The 16,128-nt window shown below is 71.4% G+C and carries 18 protein-coding genes and 1 riboswitch; of the genes, 11 read left to right on the top strand and 7 right to left on the bottom strand.

What is annotated here, in order from left to right:
• Positions 1-28: 28 nt before the first annotated feature.
• Positions 29-168: riboswitch (cobalamin riboswitch) on the bottom strand.
• Between the two features lie 131 nt (positions 169-299).
• The 3 genes from AQJ46_RS16440 to AQJ46_RS16450 all read right to left on the bottom strand — a co-directional run bounded on the left by AQJ46_RS16440 (position 300) and on the right by AQJ46_RS16450 (position 2,683).
• A complete protein-coding gene (locus tag AQJ46_RS16440; protein ID WP_059206279.1) occupies positions 300-521 on the bottom strand; it encodes a hypothetical protein in 222 nt (73 codons plus the stop codon).
• A 26-nt stretch (positions 522-547) separates the two neighbouring features.
• Positions 548-1,786: an inorganic phosphate transporter gene (locus AQJ46_RS16445; RefSeq protein ID WP_059206280.1), complete on the bottom strand. Its 1,239-nt coding sequence runs from the start codon at positions 1,784-1,786 to the stop codon at positions 548-550.
• Positions 1,787-1,939: 153 nt separating this feature from the next.
• Positions 1,940-2,683, bottom strand: a complete 744-nt coding sequence (locus AQJ46_RS16450) for a lysozyme (protein WP_059206281.1) — start codon at positions 2,681-2,683, stop codon at positions 1,940-1,942.
• A 191-nt stretch (positions 2,684-2,874) separates the two neighbouring features.
• Between AQJ46_RS16450 and AQJ46_RS16455 the strand changes: the two genes are divergently transcribed.
• From AQJ46_RS16455 to AQJ46_RS16465, 3 genes are all read left to right on the top strand, one after another.
• Positions 2,875-3,561 carry a class II aldolase/adducin family protein gene (locus AQJ46_RS16455; RefSeq protein ID WP_059206282.1) on the top strand — a complete coding sequence of 229 codons (687 nt, stop codon included), beginning with the start codon at positions 2,875-2,877 and terminating at the stop codon, positions 3,559-3,561.
• A gap of 317 nt (positions 3,562-3,878) precedes the next feature.
• Positions 3,879-5,054 (top strand): alpha/beta hydrolase, encoded by a 1,176-nt coding sequence (locus AQJ46_RS16460; RefSeq protein ID WP_059206283.1) that lies wholly within the window; start codon positions 3,879-3,881, stop codon positions 5,052-5,054.
• Between the two features lie 157 nt (positions 5,055-5,211).
• Positions 5,212-6,609, top strand: coding sequence for a hypothetical protein (locus tag AQJ46_RS16465; RefSeq protein WP_208616940.1), 1,398 nt, complete (start codon positions 5,212-5,214; stop codon positions 6,607-6,609).
• 1 nt (position 6,610) lies between these two features.
• Here AQJ46_RS16465 and AQJ46_RS16470 read toward each other — a convergent pair whose 3' ends face one another.
• A complete protein-coding gene (locus tag AQJ46_RS16470; protein ID WP_059206285.1) occupies positions 6,611-7,024 on the bottom strand; it encodes a VOC family protein in 414 nt (137 codons plus the stop codon).
• A 271-nt stretch (positions 7,025-7,295) separates the two neighbouring features.
• On the opposite strand from AQJ46_RS16470, the gene AQJ46_RS16475 reads away from it, so the two are divergent.
• The 3 genes from AQJ46_RS16475 to AQJ46_RS16485 all read left to right on the top strand — a co-directional run bounded on the left by AQJ46_RS16475 (position 7,296) and on the right by AQJ46_RS16485 (position 10,422).
• Entirely contained in the window at positions 7,296-8,894 is a 1,599-nt protein-coding gene (locus tag AQJ46_RS16475) for an ABC-F family ATP-binding cassette domain-containing protein (RefSeq protein ID WP_059206286.1), read from the top strand.
• Positions 8,895-9,256: 362 nt separating this feature from the next.
• Entirely contained in the window at positions 9,257-9,478 is a 222-nt protein-coding gene (locus AQJ46_RS16480; RefSeq protein ID WP_004002281.1) for a helix-turn-helix domain-containing protein, read from the top strand.
• A gap of 131 nt (positions 9,479-9,609) precedes the next feature.
• Complete coding sequence (locus AQJ46_RS16485) at positions 9,610-10,422, top strand: enoyl-CoA hydratase/isomerase family protein (protein WP_059206287.1); 813 nt, start codon at positions 9,610-9,612, stop codon at positions 10,420-10,422.
• On the opposite strand, the gene AQJ46_RS16490 is transcribed toward AQJ46_RS16485, so the two are convergent.
• Positions 10,419-11,141, bottom strand: coding sequence for a hypothetical protein (locus tag AQJ46_RS16490; RefSeq protein WP_059206288.1), 723 nt, complete (start codon positions 11,139-11,141; stop codon positions 10,419-10,421). The genes AQJ46_RS16485 and AQJ46_RS16490 overlap by 4 nt on opposite strands.
• Positions 11,142-11,227: 86 nt before the next feature.
• On the opposite strand from AQJ46_RS16490, the gene AQJ46_RS16495 reads away from it, so the two are divergent.
• From AQJ46_RS16495 to amaP, 5 genes are read left to right on the top strand one after another with little or no spacing between them, the layout of a single operon-like run.
• Positions 11,228-11,692: an Asp23/Gls24 family envelope stress response protein gene (locus AQJ46_RS16495; protein ID WP_059206365.1), complete on the top strand. Its 465-nt coding sequence runs from the start codon at positions 11,228-11,230 to the stop codon at positions 11,690-11,692.
• A gap of 36 nt (positions 11,693-11,728) precedes the next feature.
• Positions 11,729-11,923, top strand: coding sequence for a hypothetical protein (locus AQJ46_RS16500; RefSeq protein ID WP_059206289.1), 195 nt, complete (start codon positions 11,729-11,731; stop codon positions 11,921-11,923).
• The gene (locus AQJ46_RS16505; protein WP_059206290.1) at positions 11,920-12,312 is read left to right on the top strand and encodes an Asp23/Gls24 family envelope stress response protein; all 393 of its coding nucleotides are present in this window, start codon (positions 11,920-11,922) and stop codon (positions 12,310-12,312) included. Before AQJ46_RS16500 ends, AQJ46_RS16505 begins: the two co-directional genes overlap by 4 nt.
• Positions 12,309-12,986, top strand: a complete 678-nt coding sequence (locus tag AQJ46_RS16510) for a DUF6286 domain-containing protein (protein ID WP_059206291.1) — start codon at positions 12,309-12,311, stop codon at positions 12,984-12,986. The genes AQJ46_RS16505 and AQJ46_RS16510 overlap by 4 nt, the downstream gene beginning before the upstream one ends.
• Before the next feature lie 5 nt (positions 12,987-12,991).
• Positions 12,992-13,570, top strand: a complete 579-nt coding sequence (gene amaP / locus AQJ46_RS16515) for an alkaline shock response membrane anchor protein AmaP (RefSeq protein WP_059206292.1) — start codon at positions 12,992-12,994, stop codon at positions 13,568-13,570.
• A gap of 6 nt (positions 13,571-13,576) precedes the next feature.
• Here amaP and AQJ46_RS16520 read toward each other — a convergent pair whose 3' ends face one another.
• On the bottom strand, positions 13,577-14,332 hold the full coding sequence (locus AQJ46_RS16520; RefSeq protein ID WP_059206293.1) for an SDR family oxidoreductase: 756 nt from the start codon (positions 14,330-14,332) through the stop codon (positions 13,577-13,579).
• A 5-nt stretch (positions 14,333-14,337) separates the two neighbouring features.
• Positions 14,338-16,122, bottom strand: coding sequence for a glycoside hydrolase family 15 protein (locus AQJ46_RS16525; RefSeq protein ID WP_059206294.1), 1,785 nt, complete (start codon positions 16,120-16,122; stop codon positions 14,338-14,340).
• Positions 16,123-16,128 lie beyond the last annotated feature (6 nt).

Here is a 16,128-nt window from a genome sequence, read left to right on the forward strand (position 1 = left end):
TCCTCACTCAGGGTGTCCACGCCCTGGTTCGACGAGTCCGGCGGCGAGAGTTCCTGGCTCCCGGGGCTACCTACCCCGGTGACAGTGGCGGGACCGCGCCGGATTCGCACCGGCTTCCTCTTCTGCCGCCGTATATGGCTCCGGCAGTCCACCACGGCCCTTCGAGAACCGTCAACTTGCTTCTGACCTGCGGCGGGGGAGTGTGCAGAACCCCACATCGCCGGTTCATGGAAGACGGCCGGGCGGGCACGGAACCCGAAGGTTCCGTGCCCGCCCGGCCGTCGAGTGACGGGGTGCCGTCAGGCCACGATCAGAGAGATCCCGTACGCCACCGCCGCCGCGCACGCCGCGAAGCAGGCGTACGCGCCGGCCACCGCGAGGGTCGCCGAGTCGCCCTGGGCCGTGGCCCGTTCCTGGCGGGACAGGCCCATGATGCCGAGGGTGAACAGGGCCACGAGGCCCACGGTGACGACGAGGCTGACGCCGAAGACGGAGCCGAGTGCTTCCCAGTCGATCTTCATGGTGAGGCTTCCTTAGTACTGCGGGCTCAGACGGCGGCCGGCGGGGCGGCCGGTTCCGTCGTGGCGGGCGGGGCCGGGATCGTGGCGGTGAGGGTCTCGGTCACCGTGCCCGTGGGCGGCGGGGTCACGGCGGCGATCGCCGTGGTCACCACGCCGGCCGGCTCGTCGGTGTGGTTGACGTTGGACGCGTCCACGACCTCGCGGCGCGAGATCTTCCAGATCGCCGCGCTGGAGGCGACGAGGAAGACCGCCACGACCGCCGTACCCCAGTCGCCCAGGTCCGTGACCGACTCGGCCAGGGCGCCCACCAGGGCCGCCGCCGGGAGCGTCAGGCCCCAGGCGACGAACATGCGGGTGGCCGTGGACCAGCGGACGACGCCGCCCTTGCGGCCGAGGCCGGCACCCATCACCGAACCGGAGACGGAGTGCGTGGTGGAGAGGGAGAAGCCGAGGTGGGACGAGGCCAGGATGACGGTGGCCGCGCTGGTCTGGGCGGCGAAGCCCTGCTGCGGCTGGAGGTCGGTCAGGCCCTTGCCCATCGTGCGGATGATGCGCCAGCCGCCGAGGTAGGTGCCGAGCGCGATGGCGAGGCCCGCCGAGAGGATGACCCAGGTGGGCGGGTCCGAGTCGGGCGCGACGACACCGCCGGCGACCAGGGCGAGGGTGATGATGCCCATCGTCTTCTGCGCGTCGTTGGTGCCGTGGGCCAGCGAGACCAGACCGGCCGAGGCGATCTGGCCGGTGCGGTAGCCCTTCGCGGCGGCCTTGCCGTCGGCCTTCTTGCCCAGGCTGTAGGAGAGCCGGGTGGCCAGCATGGCGGCGACTCCGGCGACGATCGGCGCCGCGATCGCCGGGATCAGGACCTTGGTGACGAGCGCGTCACCGTGGACCGCGCCCATGCCCGCCGAGGCGATGGTGGCGCCGATCAGACCGCCCATGAGGGCGTGCGAGGAACTGGAGGGCAGGCCCACCAGCCAGGTCAGCAGGTTCCAGAGGATCGCGCCGACCAGGGCGGCGAAGATGACCTCGGGACGGATGCCGGTCTCGTCGACGAGACCCTTGGAGATCGTGTTGGCGACCTCCACCGAGAGGAAAGCGCCCACAAGGTTGAGCACGGCGGACATGGCCACCGCGACCTTGGGCTTGAGTGCACCGGTCGAGATGGTGGTGGCCATCGCGTTGGCGGTGTCGTGAAAACCGTTCGTGAAATCGAACGCGAGTGCGGTTACCACCACAATCGCGAGGATCAGCGAGAAGTTTTCCATTTACCCAGGCAATCGTTCGAGGTCATTGGCCCGTTGAACGTAGGTAATCTGGATGAACGGAAGGTGAACTGAGGCGGGCCGCGCGGTGACCGGAATCTTCTGCTATGGCTTCGCCGGACCTCACGGCCCCCGCGCGACCCGTGCGCCCCTTGGTTATGCCCCCCTGGCGAACCTCCTCAGCTGATTCCCCGACCCGTTGAAGAGATTCTGATCACCCGGCAGGCTGCCGCTGTTGTCGTACTGCCAGATCGTCCAGTACGACCATCCGGCGGGCAGCGCTCCCGCGTCCGCCGAGTGGTAGCGGGCCACCCACAGCGCGTGGTCGGAGGCGAAGGCGCCGCTGCCGCCCGTGCACCTGTTCCACCAGTGGGCGGTCGTGTAGATCACCGGACGGCGCCCGGTGAGCTGTTTCACCTCATCGCTGAACGACTTGATCCAGCCGACCAACTGCGCCTTGGTCATGCGGTAGCACTTGTGCTTCTTGTCGTACGGGTTGTACTCGATGTCGAGCGCGGGCGGCAGGGTCCAGCCGTCCGCGGACCAGGCGCCCCCGTTGCGCACGAAGTACGCGGCCTGCGTCCTCCCCGACGACCTGTCCGGCAGCGCGAAGTGGTACGCCCCGCGCAGGATGCCCGCGTCGCGCGCGCCGTTGTACTGCTGGCCGAAGTGCGGATTGCGGTAGTCGGTGGACTCGGTCGCCTTGACGTAGACGAACGTGGCGCCCTTGGCCCTGGCCTTCTGCCAGTCGACGTTCTTCTGGTGCGAGGAGACGTCGTGCCCCTTGGGCGGACTCGCCGCCGAGGCGGGTGTCCCGGCGAGCGCCACGCCTCCCACGACGAGCATGGCCACGGCCAGGGCGCGGGTTCGGTGACGGGCAGGCTTGCGATCACGGGCCATGTGTCCCCCCGGAATGGCGTCGTGCACGACAAAGCCCAGAGATTACTGGAAGACAATCGAATTGCGGGCGATCTCCGGCCAAGCCATGAGAGAGGCGCGTATACGGAAATGCGCCCTTTCGGAGCTCGGGTGTGCGCCCTACAGTGCCCCGCCCCGAGGCGATCCGGCGCCACGGCTGGCAGGATCGCGGCATGGCTGAGGAACGGCGGGATCCACGGGACGTACGAGGTGTCGGTGCCGAGGAGGCGGACGCCTGGAGGGAGTTGGTCGACACGGCCCGCCGGACGGTGTCCGACGGACTGGTCGTCGGAACCTCCGGCAACGTCTCGGTGCGCGTCGCGGACACGGTCCTGGTCACGCCCTCGGGCGTCCCCTACGACCGCCTCACACCGGACGACGTGACGGGCGTCGACCTCGACGGCCGACAGGTCCTCGGCAGCCTGGTCCCGACGAGCGAACTTCCCATGCATCTCGCCGTCTACCGCAGCACCGACGCCCGCGCGGTCGTCCACACCCACGCGGTGCACGCCACGGCCGTCTCCACGCTGGTGCCCGAGCTCCCCGCGATCCACTACATGACCGGCGCGCTCGGCGGCGCCGTCCGGGTCGCCCCCTATGCCACCTACGGCACCGACGAGTTGGCCGAGAACATGCTCCACGCCCTCGCCGACCGCTCCGCCTGCCTCCTCCAGAACCACGGCACGATCGCCTACGGCACCACCCTCGCCCAGGCCTACGACCGCACAGCCCAACTGGAATGGATGTGCCACCTGTGGCTGACGGCCCGCGCGCTACCGGGCCTGACCCCAACACTGCTGACGGAGGAACAGGTCGCGGAGGCGGGGGAGCGGTTGCGGGGGTATGGACAACGCCCGTGAGGGACGTGCCGGGTCCGGTGCTTGCGCGTCTGCAGGCCGGTGGGGGCCGGTCGCGCAGTTCCCCGCGCCCCTGGGGGGTTGCAGTCACCCACGTCACGACGGACCCCCCCACCCCGGCCCCGACCTACAACGCACCCGCACGCGCTCCACCAGCCCTCACCGGGGCCGCAGCTGCGCCGCAGGCGTTCAGGGGCGCGGGGAACTGCGCAAAACGCCCGCCCCACCGAACCGAAACAGGCCGCCGCAGGCACCCTCGCTCAACCGCCGGAGGCAACCGCCCACTGGCCGTCGACCGAGTCCGCCACGACACTGAAAGCGTGCGTACTGTCAAAGCGACGGCCGCTGCCGTCACCGCAGCCCTGGCGGCCGGCACGGCCGGAATCGTCGCCGGGAGGATCGCCAGCGACGCCGGACTGAAGGCGCCACCGGGCCGCCCGCTGCCCGGTGAACCCCGGCTCACCGTTCACTCCGTCGCCGCCGGCCGTATCACCCTCACCCGCGACCTCGCCGCCCTCCGCCCCGGCACCTACGGCCTCGCAGGCGACGCCTCCCACGCCGTCGTGGGCCCCGTCCTCACCGCGGAACCGCACTCCGCCGACACCGTCGTCCGCCGCCTGGAACGCGTCACCCACGGCACCCTGGAACCCGGCGACAAGGTCTGGCTCACGCCGAACACGTACGTCGGCAACCCGAAGTCTGTCCTCGGCCTCGACCACACCGACGTCGAGATCCCGGGCGAACTCGGCACCCTGCCCGCCTGGTTCGTCCCCGGCGTACGCGACACCTGGGTCATCGCGGTCCACGGCCTCGGCACGACCCGCGAACACGCCATGAACCTCATGGAGTTCCTGCACGGCCTCCGCTTCCCGGTCCTCGCCCCCGCCTACCGCGGCGACGCGGGCGCCCCCCGCCCGCCCGACGGCCTGAACCACTTCGGCGACACCGAGTGGCGCGACCTGCACGCGGCCATGGACCACGCCGTCAGCCAAGGCGCCCGCCAACTCGTCCTGCACGGCTGGTCCACCGGTGCCACGATGGCCCTGCGCGCCGCCGCGCACTCGGACCTGCGCGACCGTGTCAGGGGGCTGGTCCTGGACTCCCCGGTCCTCAGCTGGGAGCGGACCCTGCGCGCCCTCGCCGCGGCCCGCCACACCCCCGGCGTCCTCCTGCCGCTCGCGGTGCGCGCGGCACAGGGCCGCACCGGGCTGCCCAGCGACCACTTCGGCCTGTACGCGGACCGCACCGTCCCCTACGCCGGCCACGAGGCCCGGGCCGACGCCATGGGCCCCGACCGCCCCCCGCCGCCGACCCTGATCTTCCACGGCCCGGACGACACGATCGCCCCCTGGGACCTCTCCCGCCGCCTCGCCGGCACCCACCCCGACCGGATCGCCCTCCACACGGTCCACCAGGCCCCCCACGCGGCGATGTGGAACGCCGACCCGAGCGGCTACGAAGAGGCACTGCGCCGTTTCCTCACCCCCCTGATGTGACCTGCGGGCGCCCCGGTCCCACAGGTTCCGTTTAAGCCCGTACTACTGGCCTGATCTCGGCGTATGCCCCTCCGTGCGGCCCCGGCGTCGGCCCGCCCCGTCGCGCGCGGTGGCATTCCGTTTGGGTTTTCGGACCGTCAACCGGAAGACTGCACCCGTGACGTCCCGTATCCCGCGCGACTCCAGGCTTCGACTCGTCCGCCCGCGACCCCTGGCCGCCGCCCCCTCAGCCGTGAACCAACGGCGCCCCCGCCGCCCCGCGCCCCGCCCGCCCGAGGGCACCCCGGCCCCCGCGGAACTGGCCAGAATGGCGCGCTCCGGTCTCGCCGACGCGGCCCGCGTCGCGCGCTGGGCCGACGGCGCCCTGGGCCCCGGCAGGGACGGCGCGGGCTCCGACGGCAAGGGCACCCTCTCCGACGAGACAGCCGGGCGCGCGGCCGCGGATCTCGGCCTGACCGCGCCTCAGATCCGCGCCGCCTGGGACACCGCCCGCCTCGCCGGCCTGATCGAGGTGCACGGCGACAGCGCGCGCCCGGGCTGGCGGCTGCGCGCCTGGAACCGCGACGACAGCGCCGTACTGCGCGGCTGGGTCGCCCTCTTCGACGCCTGGTCCCTCGCCTCACCGGAACCCACCGACCGCGAGCCCGCCGCCGTCGCCGAGGTCGTCTCGGCCATGCCCCAGGTGCTCTCCTTCCTCCAGCTGTCGGCCGGCCCCGTCCCGGTCGAGCAGCTCCTGGACCTCCTGGAGCAGCGCGTCACCGAACTGCGCACCGAGCGCTGCGAGATCCCCTACGGCCCCCAGCCGGAGCCCGTGGAGGAGCCCGAGACGGCCGACGCCCCTCTCGCCCCCCTCCTCGACTGGGCCCTGCGCGCCCTCGCCTCCGTCGGCGCCCTGACCTACGGCGACGGCCAGGCCACCCTCACCCCGCTCGGCAGCTGGGCGGTGTGGGTCAAGCTGGAGCAGATCTGCGTCGCCGCGCAGAGCCCGGCCGGCAACATCGAGGTCGCTGCCGAGGAGATGCTGCGCGGCTGCGCCCAGCTGCGCCCCAACGCGGCCCGCGCCGAGTACCGCGCCTGGCTGGCGGCCCGTCCCGTCGGCAGCGCCGTCACCGAGCTGCTCGGCGCCGCCCGCGGCGACGACGCCCTGCTGCGCGGCCTCGCCTTCGAGGCCCTGCGCGTCGTCGGCGCCCCGGCCGAGCCCGACGTCCGCTCCGTGGCCGACGAGCCCACCCTGCGGCCGTACGCCCTGCTGTGGCTGGCCGAGCACGACGGGATCGACCCGGAGGACGCCCACGAGGTGCTCACCCGGGAAGAGGCCACCTGGCTGTGGGTCGACACCGCGGCCGCCGTCGCCGACCACGGCGAGGCGCCGATGCTGGTGCGGCACCTGGAGTCCGCCCTCCAGCCGACCGTGCCCCGACTGCTCGACGAGGTCCGGGCCGTCGGTCACCCGCGCACCGTGCAGGTCCTGGTCGCCCTCGCCGCCGCCCACCCCGACCCGGCCCTCGCCAAGGCCGTACGCCGCGCCGCCTTCCAGGTGCACACGGGAGGATGAGTCAGGCGTGGATCTCCGGGGCGTACGTCCCGAAGCTCCACACATTGCCCTCGGTGTCCCTGGCCATGTAGTCCCGGGAGCCGTACTCCTGGTCCGTCGGGGGCATCAGGATCTCCGCGCCGTGCTCCACGGCGCGGCGGTGGTGTGCGTCGACGTCGTCCACGACGACGTACACCCCGGTCGTGCCCGCGTCCTTCATCGCCGCGTCGAAGACACCGCCGCGGCCTTTCGAGCCGAGCATCACCGCGCCGTTGCCCTGCACCAGTTCGGCGTGCAGTACCGAGCCGTCCTCGCCCTCGTACACCGACAGTTCGGTGAAGCCGAAGGCCTCCGTCAGCTGCCTGATCGCCGCCTTCGCGTCGGTGTACAGCAGCGTCGGGTAGATGCTCGGACGCCCACCGCTCGTGCCTGCCATGCCGATCACTCCCTTGGGATCGAACGCCGCGTCGGAAACCGGGCCTGTGCCGGGAATTCCCTCTGCCGACCAGTCTCGCAGCGACCACTGACAACGGCCCGACGGCAACCACGGACCGCCCCGGAGCGAGACCAACCCAACACCGAACCCAGGAAAAGTGCTTGCATGCCCCCGTTAGACTTGGCCCATGGCCATTCTCCTCGCGCATTAGACGGCGGGAACGTCCTCAGCCGCCCACCCGTCAATCCCGAATCCGCCCTGGAGTCTGTCCGTGATCTCCGCCTCCGGTATCGAGCTGCGCGCCGGCGCCCGAGTCCTCATCGAGTCCGCCACCTTCCGTGTCGCCAAGGGCGACCGCATCGGCCTGGTCGGCCGTAACGGCGCGGGGAAGACCACCCTCACCAAGTGCCTGGCCGGCGAGGGCATCCCCGCCGCGGGCCAGATCACCCGCTCCGGCGAGGTCGGCTACCTCCCCCAGGACCCCCGCACCGGCGACCTCGACGTCCTCGCCCGCGACCGCATCCTCTCCGCGCGCGGCCTCGACGTACTGCTGAAGAAGATGCGCGACAACGAACAGCGCATCGCCAACGGCCAGGGCGCCACCCGGGAGAAGGCGCTCAGGCAGTACGAGCGCCAGGAGACGGAGTTCCTCACCAAGGGCGGGTACTCCGCCGAGGCCGAGGCCGCCACCATCGCCGCCGCGCTGAACCTCCCCGACCGGGTGCTGGGCCAGCCCCTGCACACCCTCTCCGGTGGTCAGCGCCGCCGCATCGAACTGGCCCGGATCCTCTTCTCCGACGCCGACACGCTGCTCCTCGACGAGCCGACCAACCACCTCGACGCCGACTCGATCATCTGGCTGCGCGACTACCTCAAGTCCTACCGCGGCGGCTTCATCGTGATCTCCCACGACGTCGACCTGGTCGAGACGGTCGTCAACAAGGTGTTCTACCTGGACGCCAACCGCGCCCAGATCGACGTCTACAACATGGGCTGGAAGCTCTACCAGCAGCAGCGCGAGGCCGACGAGAAGCGCCGCAAGCGCGAGCGGCAGAACGCCGAGAAGAAGGCCGCGGCCCTGCACTCGCAGGCCGACAAGATGCGCGCCAAGGCCACCAAGACGGTCGCCGCGCAGAACATGGCCAAGCGCGCCGACCGGCTGCTCGCGGGCCTCGACGCGGTGCGCCAGCAGGACAAGGTCGCCAAGCTGCGCTTCCCCGAGCCCGCGCCCTGCGGCAAGACCCCGCTGATGGCGGAGGGACTGTCGAAGTCGTACGGCTCGCTGGAGATCTTCACCGACGTCGACCTGGCCATCGACAAGGGCTCCCGCGTGGTCATCCTGGGGCTGAACGGCGCGGGCAAGACCACCCTGCTGCGTCTGCTGGCCGGGACCGAGCAGCCGGACACGGGCGCGGTCGTGCCCGGCCACGGCCTCAAGCTCGGCTACTACGCCCAGGAGCACGAGACCCTCGACCCCGAGCGCACGGTCCTGGAGAACATGCGCTCGGCGGCCCCCGACCTCGACCTCGTCGAGGTGCGCAAGACGCTCGGTTCGTTCCTGTTCTCCGGCGACGACGTCGACAAGCCGGCCGGCGTCCTCTCCGGCGGCGAGAAGACCCGCCTCGCGCTCGCCACCCTGGTCGTCTCGTCGGCGAACGTCCTCCTCCTCGACGAGCCCACCAACAACCTCGACCCGGCCAGCCGCGAGGAGATCCTCGGCGCGCTGCGCACCTACAAGGGCGCGGTCGTCCTCGTGACCCACGACGAGGGCGCCGTCGAGGCGCTCCAGCCGGAGCGGATCATCCTGCTGCCGGACGGCGTCGAGGACCTGTGGGGTGCCGACTACGCGGATCTCGTGGCCCTCGCCTGAGTGAGTGCCGCTTGATCGAAAGCGTGATCCACGGGGTGATCCACGGCGTATGGATCATTCGGCCCACCGGTGATCCATCATCTGTGTGAGATCTCCTCGTACCGAGGTGTGTCCTACATCGATTTCACGGCCGAGCCCTTTATCGACAAGGGCTCGGCCGTCGTACGTCGCTGACCTGGCATTTCACAAAAGAACCCGTTCGGCGGTACGAACGGCTCTGGGTGGAATTACAGATTCCGCTTGTGGGGATGCGCTCCTGTCGTCAAAACCCTGTCTTACGGACCTTGCCGAATGGGTGGCCATCGCGCCCCGGAGGGGTGATCATGAGGGGACCAGAGCGCACTTCCCATGAGGAGGCACGGGTGGCCGAGACTCTGAAGAAGGGCAGCCGGGTAACCGGCGCCGCGCGCGACAAGCTCGCGGCAGACCTGAAGAAGAAGTACGACTCCGGTGCGAGCATTCGGGCACTGGCCGAGGAAACCGGCCGCTCGTATGGCTTCGTGCACCGGATGCTCAGCGAATCGGGCGTCACGCTTCGTGGGCGTGGCGGAGCGACGCGGGGCAAGAAGGCCGCATCGTCCTGAAACCGGGCGGCCCATCGGCTTCGATGGTGGCCACCCGGTCGGTCGGCTGACTGACCGGGTGGTTACTGTGCAGTCACTTAGCTGTGCCGTCCTGCGGCACGGAGGATGACCGCACTCATCGGAGGCGCCCCATGGCGACGTCCAGCCAGGATGGCCGGCAACTCGTTCCCCTGCTCGACAAGGACGGCGTACGGCTCACCGTCGAGGACACCCTCGCCACGGTGACGCTGACCAATCCGGCCAAGCGCAACGCCCAGAGCCCCGCTCTGTGGCGGGCGCTCGCCGAGGCGGGCCGGCTGGTGCCGGGCTCCGTCCGGGTCGTGGTGCTGCGTGGCGAGGGCAAGTCCTTCTCCGCCGGGCTCGACCGGCAGATGTTCCCGCCCGAGGGGATCGAGGGCGAGCCGTCGTTCATCGACCTCGCCCGCAGTGGTGACGCCGAACTCGACGCCGCCATCGCTCAGTTCCAGGAGGGCTTCACCTGGTGGCGGCGCAGTGACGTCGTGTCCATCGCCGCCGTGCAGGGGCATGCCATCGGGGCGGGCTTCCAGCTGGCCCTCGCCTGTGACCTTCGCGTCGTCGCCGACGATGTGCAGTTCGCCATGCGCGAGACCAGCCTGGGCCTGGTCCCCGACCTCACCGGCACCCACCCCCTGGTGGGCCTCGTCGGATACGCCCGGGCGCTGGAGATCTGCGCCACCGGGCGCTTCGTCACGGCCGAGGAGGCGGTGAACACCGGCCTCGCCAACCTCGCCGTACCGCTCGACCAGCTCGACGGCGCCGTGCAGGACCTGGCGGCCGCACTCCTGTCCGCCCCCCGCGACGCGGTCATCGAGACCAAGGCGCTGCTGCGCGGTGCCCAGGACCGCACCTACGACGAGCAGCGCGCCGCCGAACGGGCGGCCCAGACCCGACGGCTGCGTGACCTCGCCGGGGCCGGCGACTAGGGCCTGTCCGTCACGCCCGTCACCAGCACGGCCACCGTCGGACGGTCCGCCAGCACCTCTCCCACGGCGGCGCGGACCTCCCGGGCCACGTCCAGGGCCCGGCGGTCCGCGCCCACCGCCAGTTCGACGCGGACATGGCGGCGCGGAAGCGAGCCGTCCCCGGTCTCCCGGTCCCCGATGTGCACCGGCCGCCCGAGCAGACCGGTCAGCCGGTCCACACCGGACACCGACAGAGCGGCCCCGGCCGCGAGAGCCTCGTCGCCCGGCCCCGCCGCCACGGCACGCGGCGGCTCGGGCTGTCGTACGGGAGACGGTTCCGCGTCCTCGTCCACCAGTGCCGTCACCCGCAGGTCCACCTCGCCGAGCTCCAGCCCCAGCAGCCGCTCCGCCGCTCCGGCGAGTGCCGTGCGCAGTCGTTCCGCCGTCACCGGCAGTGGGCGTGCGGGGATGGCCTCGAACTCCGCCGTGACCCGCAGCGGGCCGGGCGGCAGCGCGCTCGGAGGCGGCGGTACGGCGGGCTCGTGCGTGTCCTCCGGATCGGCGAGGCCGATGCGCACGGCGCCGAGCCGTACATCCGGTAGCTCACGCACGGCGGCTCGCAGCACCCGCTGAGCCACCTCCTCGGAGATCCACGCTCCGTCGCGCGGCCCGCCCAGGGGCAGCAGCCGCCCCAAGCCCAGCTGATGCCGCACCGTCCGTGCCCACTGATCCGCCGTCATTACTCCAGCCTGCCGCATCTCCGGCGCGCGATCGCGCAACCGCGCATACGGTGGTCGAAGGAGGACGACCGAAAGAGGTGATGGCGATGACCGACATGACGCAGAACACCGAGGTGGAGTCGTCGGTGCAGCCACGGAAGACCAGCAAGCGTGGTGGCGGCGACGCGGCGACACGCGGGCGGACCACCATCGCCGACGGTGTCGTGGAGAAGATCGCAGGACTCGCGGCACGCGACGTCCTCGGCGTCCATGCCATGGGCAGCGGGCTGAGCCGCACCTTCGGGGCGGTACGGGACCGGGTGCCCGGCGGTTCGAAGTCCGCCACCCGCGGAGTCAAGGTGGAGGTCGGCGAGGTGCAGACCGCGCTCGACCTGGAGATCGTCGTCGACTACGGCGTCTCGATCTCCGACGTGGCCAGGGCCGTGCGGGAGAACGTCGTCGCCGCGGTGGAGCGGATGACCGGCCTGGAGGTCGTCGAGGTCAACATCGCGGTGAGCGACGTGAAACTGCCCGACGAAGAGGACGAGGAGCCGGAGACCCGACTCCAGTAGCCGGACCACACCTTCAGGGACCTTAGGGAGCGCACGATGAGCATGGCCGTGGTCGGCATGATCGCCGGCATGGCGCTGGGCTTCGCAGGGTATTTCGGCGGATTCGGCGCCTTCCTGCTGGTGGCGGCGCTGGGCGCCATCGGCTTCGTCGTCGGCCGGTTCCTGGAGGGGGACCTGGAGATCGGCGACCTCTTCCGTACTCGTGACGAGCGGCGTGACCGGCGGCGATGACGTCCGTGAGCAGTGAGCCAGGCGCGGCGGACGAGCTCCGCAGACCCCTGACCGTGACCGCCGTTCCCCCAAGTGACCGAGGGGCGACGAGGATCGCCGACCGGGTGGTCGCGAAGGTCGCGGGTCAGGCTGCCCGCGAGGCGCTCGGACGGCTCCCCGCCGACGCCCAGCCCCCGTACGCCACCGTCGTCGTCCACCGCGAGGTCGCCCGGATCCGCATGCACCTCGAACTCGACTACCCGTGTGACATCGGCGCGCGTTGCCGAGAGGTGCGTCAGCACGTGGTCGAGCGGGTAGTCGCGTTGGTGGGCATGGAGGTGTCGGAGGTCGCCGTCCAGGTGGAGCGGCTGTATCCGGCGCACGGCGTGGCACAGGGGAGGACGCGATGAGCGAGCCCCAGGGCTCCGAGGGCACCACACAACGACTGCCGGTCCTGGAGAAGGCACCGGACCAGCGCGACCAGTCCGCGTCGGCGGCCGCGTACGGACCACCACCCGGCCTGGAGGACGGGGCGGGCGGCGAACGCCGTTTCTGGTCGGCGCGCAGGGTCCCGGCGGGCATCGTGGCCCTGCTGCTCCTGCTCGTCGCGGGGTTCTTCCTGTACGACATCGCAGCCGTCCGGGCCGACCGGCCGGCCATGCACTGGCGCCGCGAGCTCGCCCGGCAGCTCGCCGAACGTCCCCTGGACGACATCTGGGTCCTGATCGGCGCGGGCGTCGCCGCGGCCCTGGGCCTGTGGCTGATCGTCCTGGCCGCCACACCGGGTCTGCGCGGCGTCCTCCCGATGAGCCGCACTCACCCGGACGTCCGGGCGGGCCTCCACCGGGACGCGGCCGCGATGGTCCTGCGGGACCGGGCCATGGAGGTGGCCGGCGTCCAGTCCGCACGCGTACGGGTGAGGCGTAGGAAGGCCGATGTCCGCGCGGTCTCCCACTTCCGCGAACTGGACGACGTACGCGGCGACTTGGACGTGACCCTCACCGAGGCGATCACGGCACTGGGCCTGGCCCGGCCCCCCGCACTGTCGGTGCATGTGGTGCGGACGACCAGGAAGAAGGGCTGAGGCCGATGCTCAGGACCGTCAACCGCGTACTGCTCGGCCTGGTGGGGCTGGTACTGCTCGTCGTCGGCGGGTCGGTACTCGCCGTGGGCCTCGGCCTCGACCCGCCCTCCTGGTGGATCCACGACGGCAAGAAGGACGTCCTGCTGAGCGACACGGAGCGCACCCGCTGGGACGGCGAGGGCTGGTGGTGGCCGACGGTCATCGCCGCACTGGCACTCGTGGTGCTCCTGACCCTGTGGTGGCTCACCGCGGTTCTCCGCAGGCGCCGGCTCACGGAGGTACGCGTCGACACGGGCGACGGCGAGGGCGCGCTCCTGCGGGGCCGGGCCCTGGAGGGCGTACTCGAAGGCGAGGCAGCCGAGTTGGACGGCGTCCACCGGGCCCACGCCCACCTGACCGGCCGTCCGGACGCGCCCCGGACCCGCGTACGACTCCTGCTGGAACCCCACGTGGACCCGGGAACGGCCCTCCACGTCCTGACGGCACAGGCCCTGACCCACGCCCGCGATTCGGCGGGGCTCGAGGCACTTCCGGCCGAGGTCCGCATGACCGGCGTCAAGCACAAAGCGGAAAGGGTCAGTTGAGAGCCCTCAGAAACCGTGCCGCATGCCCCCGTCGACAGGCAGCATGACCCCGGTCAGATACGAAGCAGCCGGCGACAGCAAAAACGCGGCAGCCCGCCCGAACTCCTCAGGCGTCCCATACCGCCGCAACGGAATCCGGGACTCGTTCGCGGCCCGAGTGGCCTCCGGATCCGCCGACAACGCGTCCAGCTCGCGCACGCGATCCGTGTCGATACGGGACGGCAGGAGCCCGACGACCCGAATCCCCCGCGGCCCCAGTTCATCCGAGAGCGACTTCGCGAACCCGGCGAGACCGGGCCGCAGCCCGTTCGAGATCGTCAGTCCCGGAATCGGTTCATGCACGGACGCGGAGAGCACGAACCCGATCACACCCCCGGCTTCCAGCTCGGCCGCGGCCGCCCGAGCCAGCCGAACCGCCCCCAGAAACACCGACTCGAACGCGGACTGCCACTGCTCGTCCGTGTTGTCGGCGACAAAACCCGGCGCAGGCCCGCCCACGCTGATCAGCACTCCGTCGAAGCCGCCGAAGTTCTCCCGCGCGGCGGCGATCAGCCGCTCGGCCGCCGACGGATCGGCGTTGTCGACGGCCACCCCGAAGGCGTTCGGCCCCAACTCCGCCGCCGCGGCGAGCACACGCGTCTCGTCCCGCCCGGTCACGACGACCTTCGCCCCGTCGGCGACCAGCTCGCGCGCGGCCGCGTTGCCGAGCCCCCGGGTCGCTCCGGTGACGACGTACACACGGTCCTTCAGTCCAAGATCCATGGCCCCTATCCTGCCTCCTCGTTCCCGTACAGCGTGAGGGCGGTGTTCACCAGTCCGATGTGGCTGAACGCCTGCGGGAAGTTGCCGAGCTGGGCGCCGGCCACGGGGTCGTACTCCTCGGACAGCAGCCCCACGTCGTTGGTCAGTCCCAGCAGCCGTTCGAAGAGTTCCCGCGCCTCCTGCGTACGGCCCGTCATGTGCAGGGCGTCGGCGAGCCAGAACGAGCACACAAGGAAGGTGCCCTCGCTGCCCGGCAACCCGTCCACCGTCGCCTCCTCGGCGCTGTACCGCCGTACCAATCCGTCGTGGTCGAGCTCCGTGCGGATCGCGTCGACGGTGCCGACGACACGGGGGTCGTCGGGCGGCAGAAAGCCGACACGCGGAATCAGCAGCAGGGACGCGTCGAGTGCGCGCGAGCCGTAGGACTGGGTGAAGGTGTTGCGTTCGGCGTCGTAGCCCTTCTCGCAGACCTCGCGGTGCACCTCGTCGCGCAGCGCGCGCCAGCCGTCCGGGTCGCCGCTCAGATCCGGGAAGGCCTCCAGGGCGCGCACGGCGCGGTCGGCGGCGACCCACACCATGACCTTCGAGTGGACGAAGTCGCGGCGGCCGCCGCGCACTTCCCACAGTCCCTCGTCCGGCTGCCGCCAGGAGGACCGGAGGAAGTCCAGCAGGACGTTCTGCAGGGACCACATGTGCGGTTTGGCGGGCAGGCCCGCCCGCCGGGCCAGCGACAGCGAGTCCATGACCTCGCCGTACACGTCCAGCTGGAGCTGTTTGACGGCCGCGTTGCCGATGCGTACCGGCCTGGAGCCGCCGAAACCGGACAGCCACGGCAGTTCGAACTCCGGCAGCCGTCGTTCTCCCGCGAGGCCGTACATGATCTGGAGGTCAGCCGGGTCGCCGGCCACCGCGCGCAGCAGCCAGTTCCGCCAGGCCTCGGCCTCCTCCAGGTAGCCGCACTGCACCAGGGCACCCAGGGTGAGGGTGGAGTCGCGCAACCAGCAGTAGCGGTAGTCCCAGTTGCGCACCCCGCCCATCTCCTCGGGCAGCGAGGTCGTGGCCGCCGCGACGATGCCGCCGGTCGGCCGGTAGGTGAGCGCCTTCAGCGTGATCAGGGAACGCAGCACGGCATCCCGGTGCGGACCGTCGTAGCGGCAGCGCGCCGCCCACGCCTGCCAGTCGGCCACGCTGCACTCCAGCGCCTCGAAGGGGTCGGTCAGCGGGGGACGCGGTTCGTGCGAGGGGTGCCAGGTGAGGACGAAGGCGACCTTCTCGCCTTTCTTAACGGTGAACTCCGAGTGCGTCCCGAAGTGCTCGCCCCAGGTGCGTACCGGGGGCTCGCTGCGCAGCCACGTCGCGTCGGGTCCCGCGACGGCCACCCGATGCCCGTCGGATTGGCGCATCCACGGCACGATCGAGCCGTACTCGAAGCGCAGCCGGAGCGTGCTGCGCACGGTGACCCGGCCGTGCAGCCCCTCCACCACGCGTACGACGTCGGGGGCCACGTCGCGCTGCGGCATCAGGTCGGTGACGCGCACCGCGCCCTCGTCGGTCTCCCACTCGGTGTCCAGGACGAGGGTGCCGGGGCGGTAGGAGCGCCTCGTGCACCGGTCGGCGTTCTCCGGAGCGATCCGCCAGTGCCCGTTCTCCTCGTCGCCGAGCAGCCTCGCGAAGCAGGCCCCCGAGTCGAAGCGGGGCAGGCACAGCCAGTCCACCGAGCCGTCCGTGCCGACCAGGGCGGCGGTCTGTTCGTCGCCGATGAGGGCGTAGTCCTCGATACGGGGATGCACGGAGAG

This window comes from Streptomyces canus, from assembly GCF_001514145.1.
GTDB classification, from domain to species: domain Bacteria; phylum Actinomycetota; class Actinomycetes; order Streptomycetales; family Streptomycetaceae; genus Streptomyces; species Streptomyces canus.

What these genes read in the sequence shown, in the direction of transcription:
- AQJ46_RS16450 (WP_059206281.1), bottom strand. Translation starts at nt 2,683, where the DNA reads ATGGCCCGTGATCGCAAGCCTGCCCGTCACCGAACCCGCGCCCTGGCC.
- AQJ46_RS16495 (WP_059206365.1), top strand. Translation starts at nt 11,228, where the DNA reads ATGACCGACATGACGCAGAACACCGAGGTGGAGTCGTCGGTGCAGCCA.
- AQJ46_RS16470 (WP_059206285.1), bottom strand. Translation starts at nt 7,024, where the DNA reads ATGGCAGGCACGAGCGGTGGGCGTCCGAGCATCTACCCGACGCTGCTG.
- AQJ46_RS16490 (WP_059206288.1), bottom strand. Translation starts at nt 11,141, where the DNA reads ATGACGGCGGATCAGTGGGCACGGACGGTGCGGCATCAGCTGGGCTTG.
- AQJ46_RS16520 (WP_059206293.1), bottom strand. Translation starts at nt 14,332, where the DNA reads ATGGATCTTGGACTGAAGGACCGTGTGTACGTCGTCACCGGAGCGACC.
- AQJ46_RS16505 (WP_059206290.1), top strand. Translation starts at nt 11,920, where the DNA reads ATGACGTCCGTGAGCAGTGAGCCAGGCGCGGCGGACGAGCTCCGCAGA.
- AQJ46_RS16455 (WP_059206282.1), top strand. Translation starts at nt 2,875, where the DNA reads ATGGCTGAGGAACGGCGGGATCCACGGGACGTACGAGGTGTCGGTGCC.
- AQJ46_RS16440 (WP_059206279.1), bottom strand. Translation starts at nt 521, where the DNA reads ATGAAGATCGACTGGGAAGCACTCGGCTCCGTCTTCGGCGTCAGCCTC.
- AQJ46_RS16485 (WP_059206287.1), top strand. Translation starts at nt 9,610, where the DNA reads ATGGCGACGTCCAGCCAGGATGGCCGGCAACTCGTTCCCCTGCTCGAC.
- AQJ46_RS16445 (WP_059206280.1), bottom strand. Translation starts at nt 1,786, where the DNA reads ATGGAAAACTTCTCGCTGATCCTCGCGATTGTGGTGGTAACCGCACTC.
- AQJ46_RS16500 (WP_059206289.1), top strand. Translation starts at nt 11,729, where the DNA reads ATGAGCATGGCCGTGGTCGGCATGATCGCCGGCATGGCGCTGGGCTTC.
- amaP (WP_059206292.1), top strand. Translation starts at nt 12,992, where the DNA reads ATGCTCAGGACCGTCAACCGCGTACTGCTCGGCCTGGTGGGGCTGGTA.
- AQJ46_RS16510 (WP_059206291.1), top strand. Translation starts at nt 12,309, where the DNA reads ATGAGCGAGCCCCAGGGCTCCGAGGGCACCACACAACGACTGCCGGTC.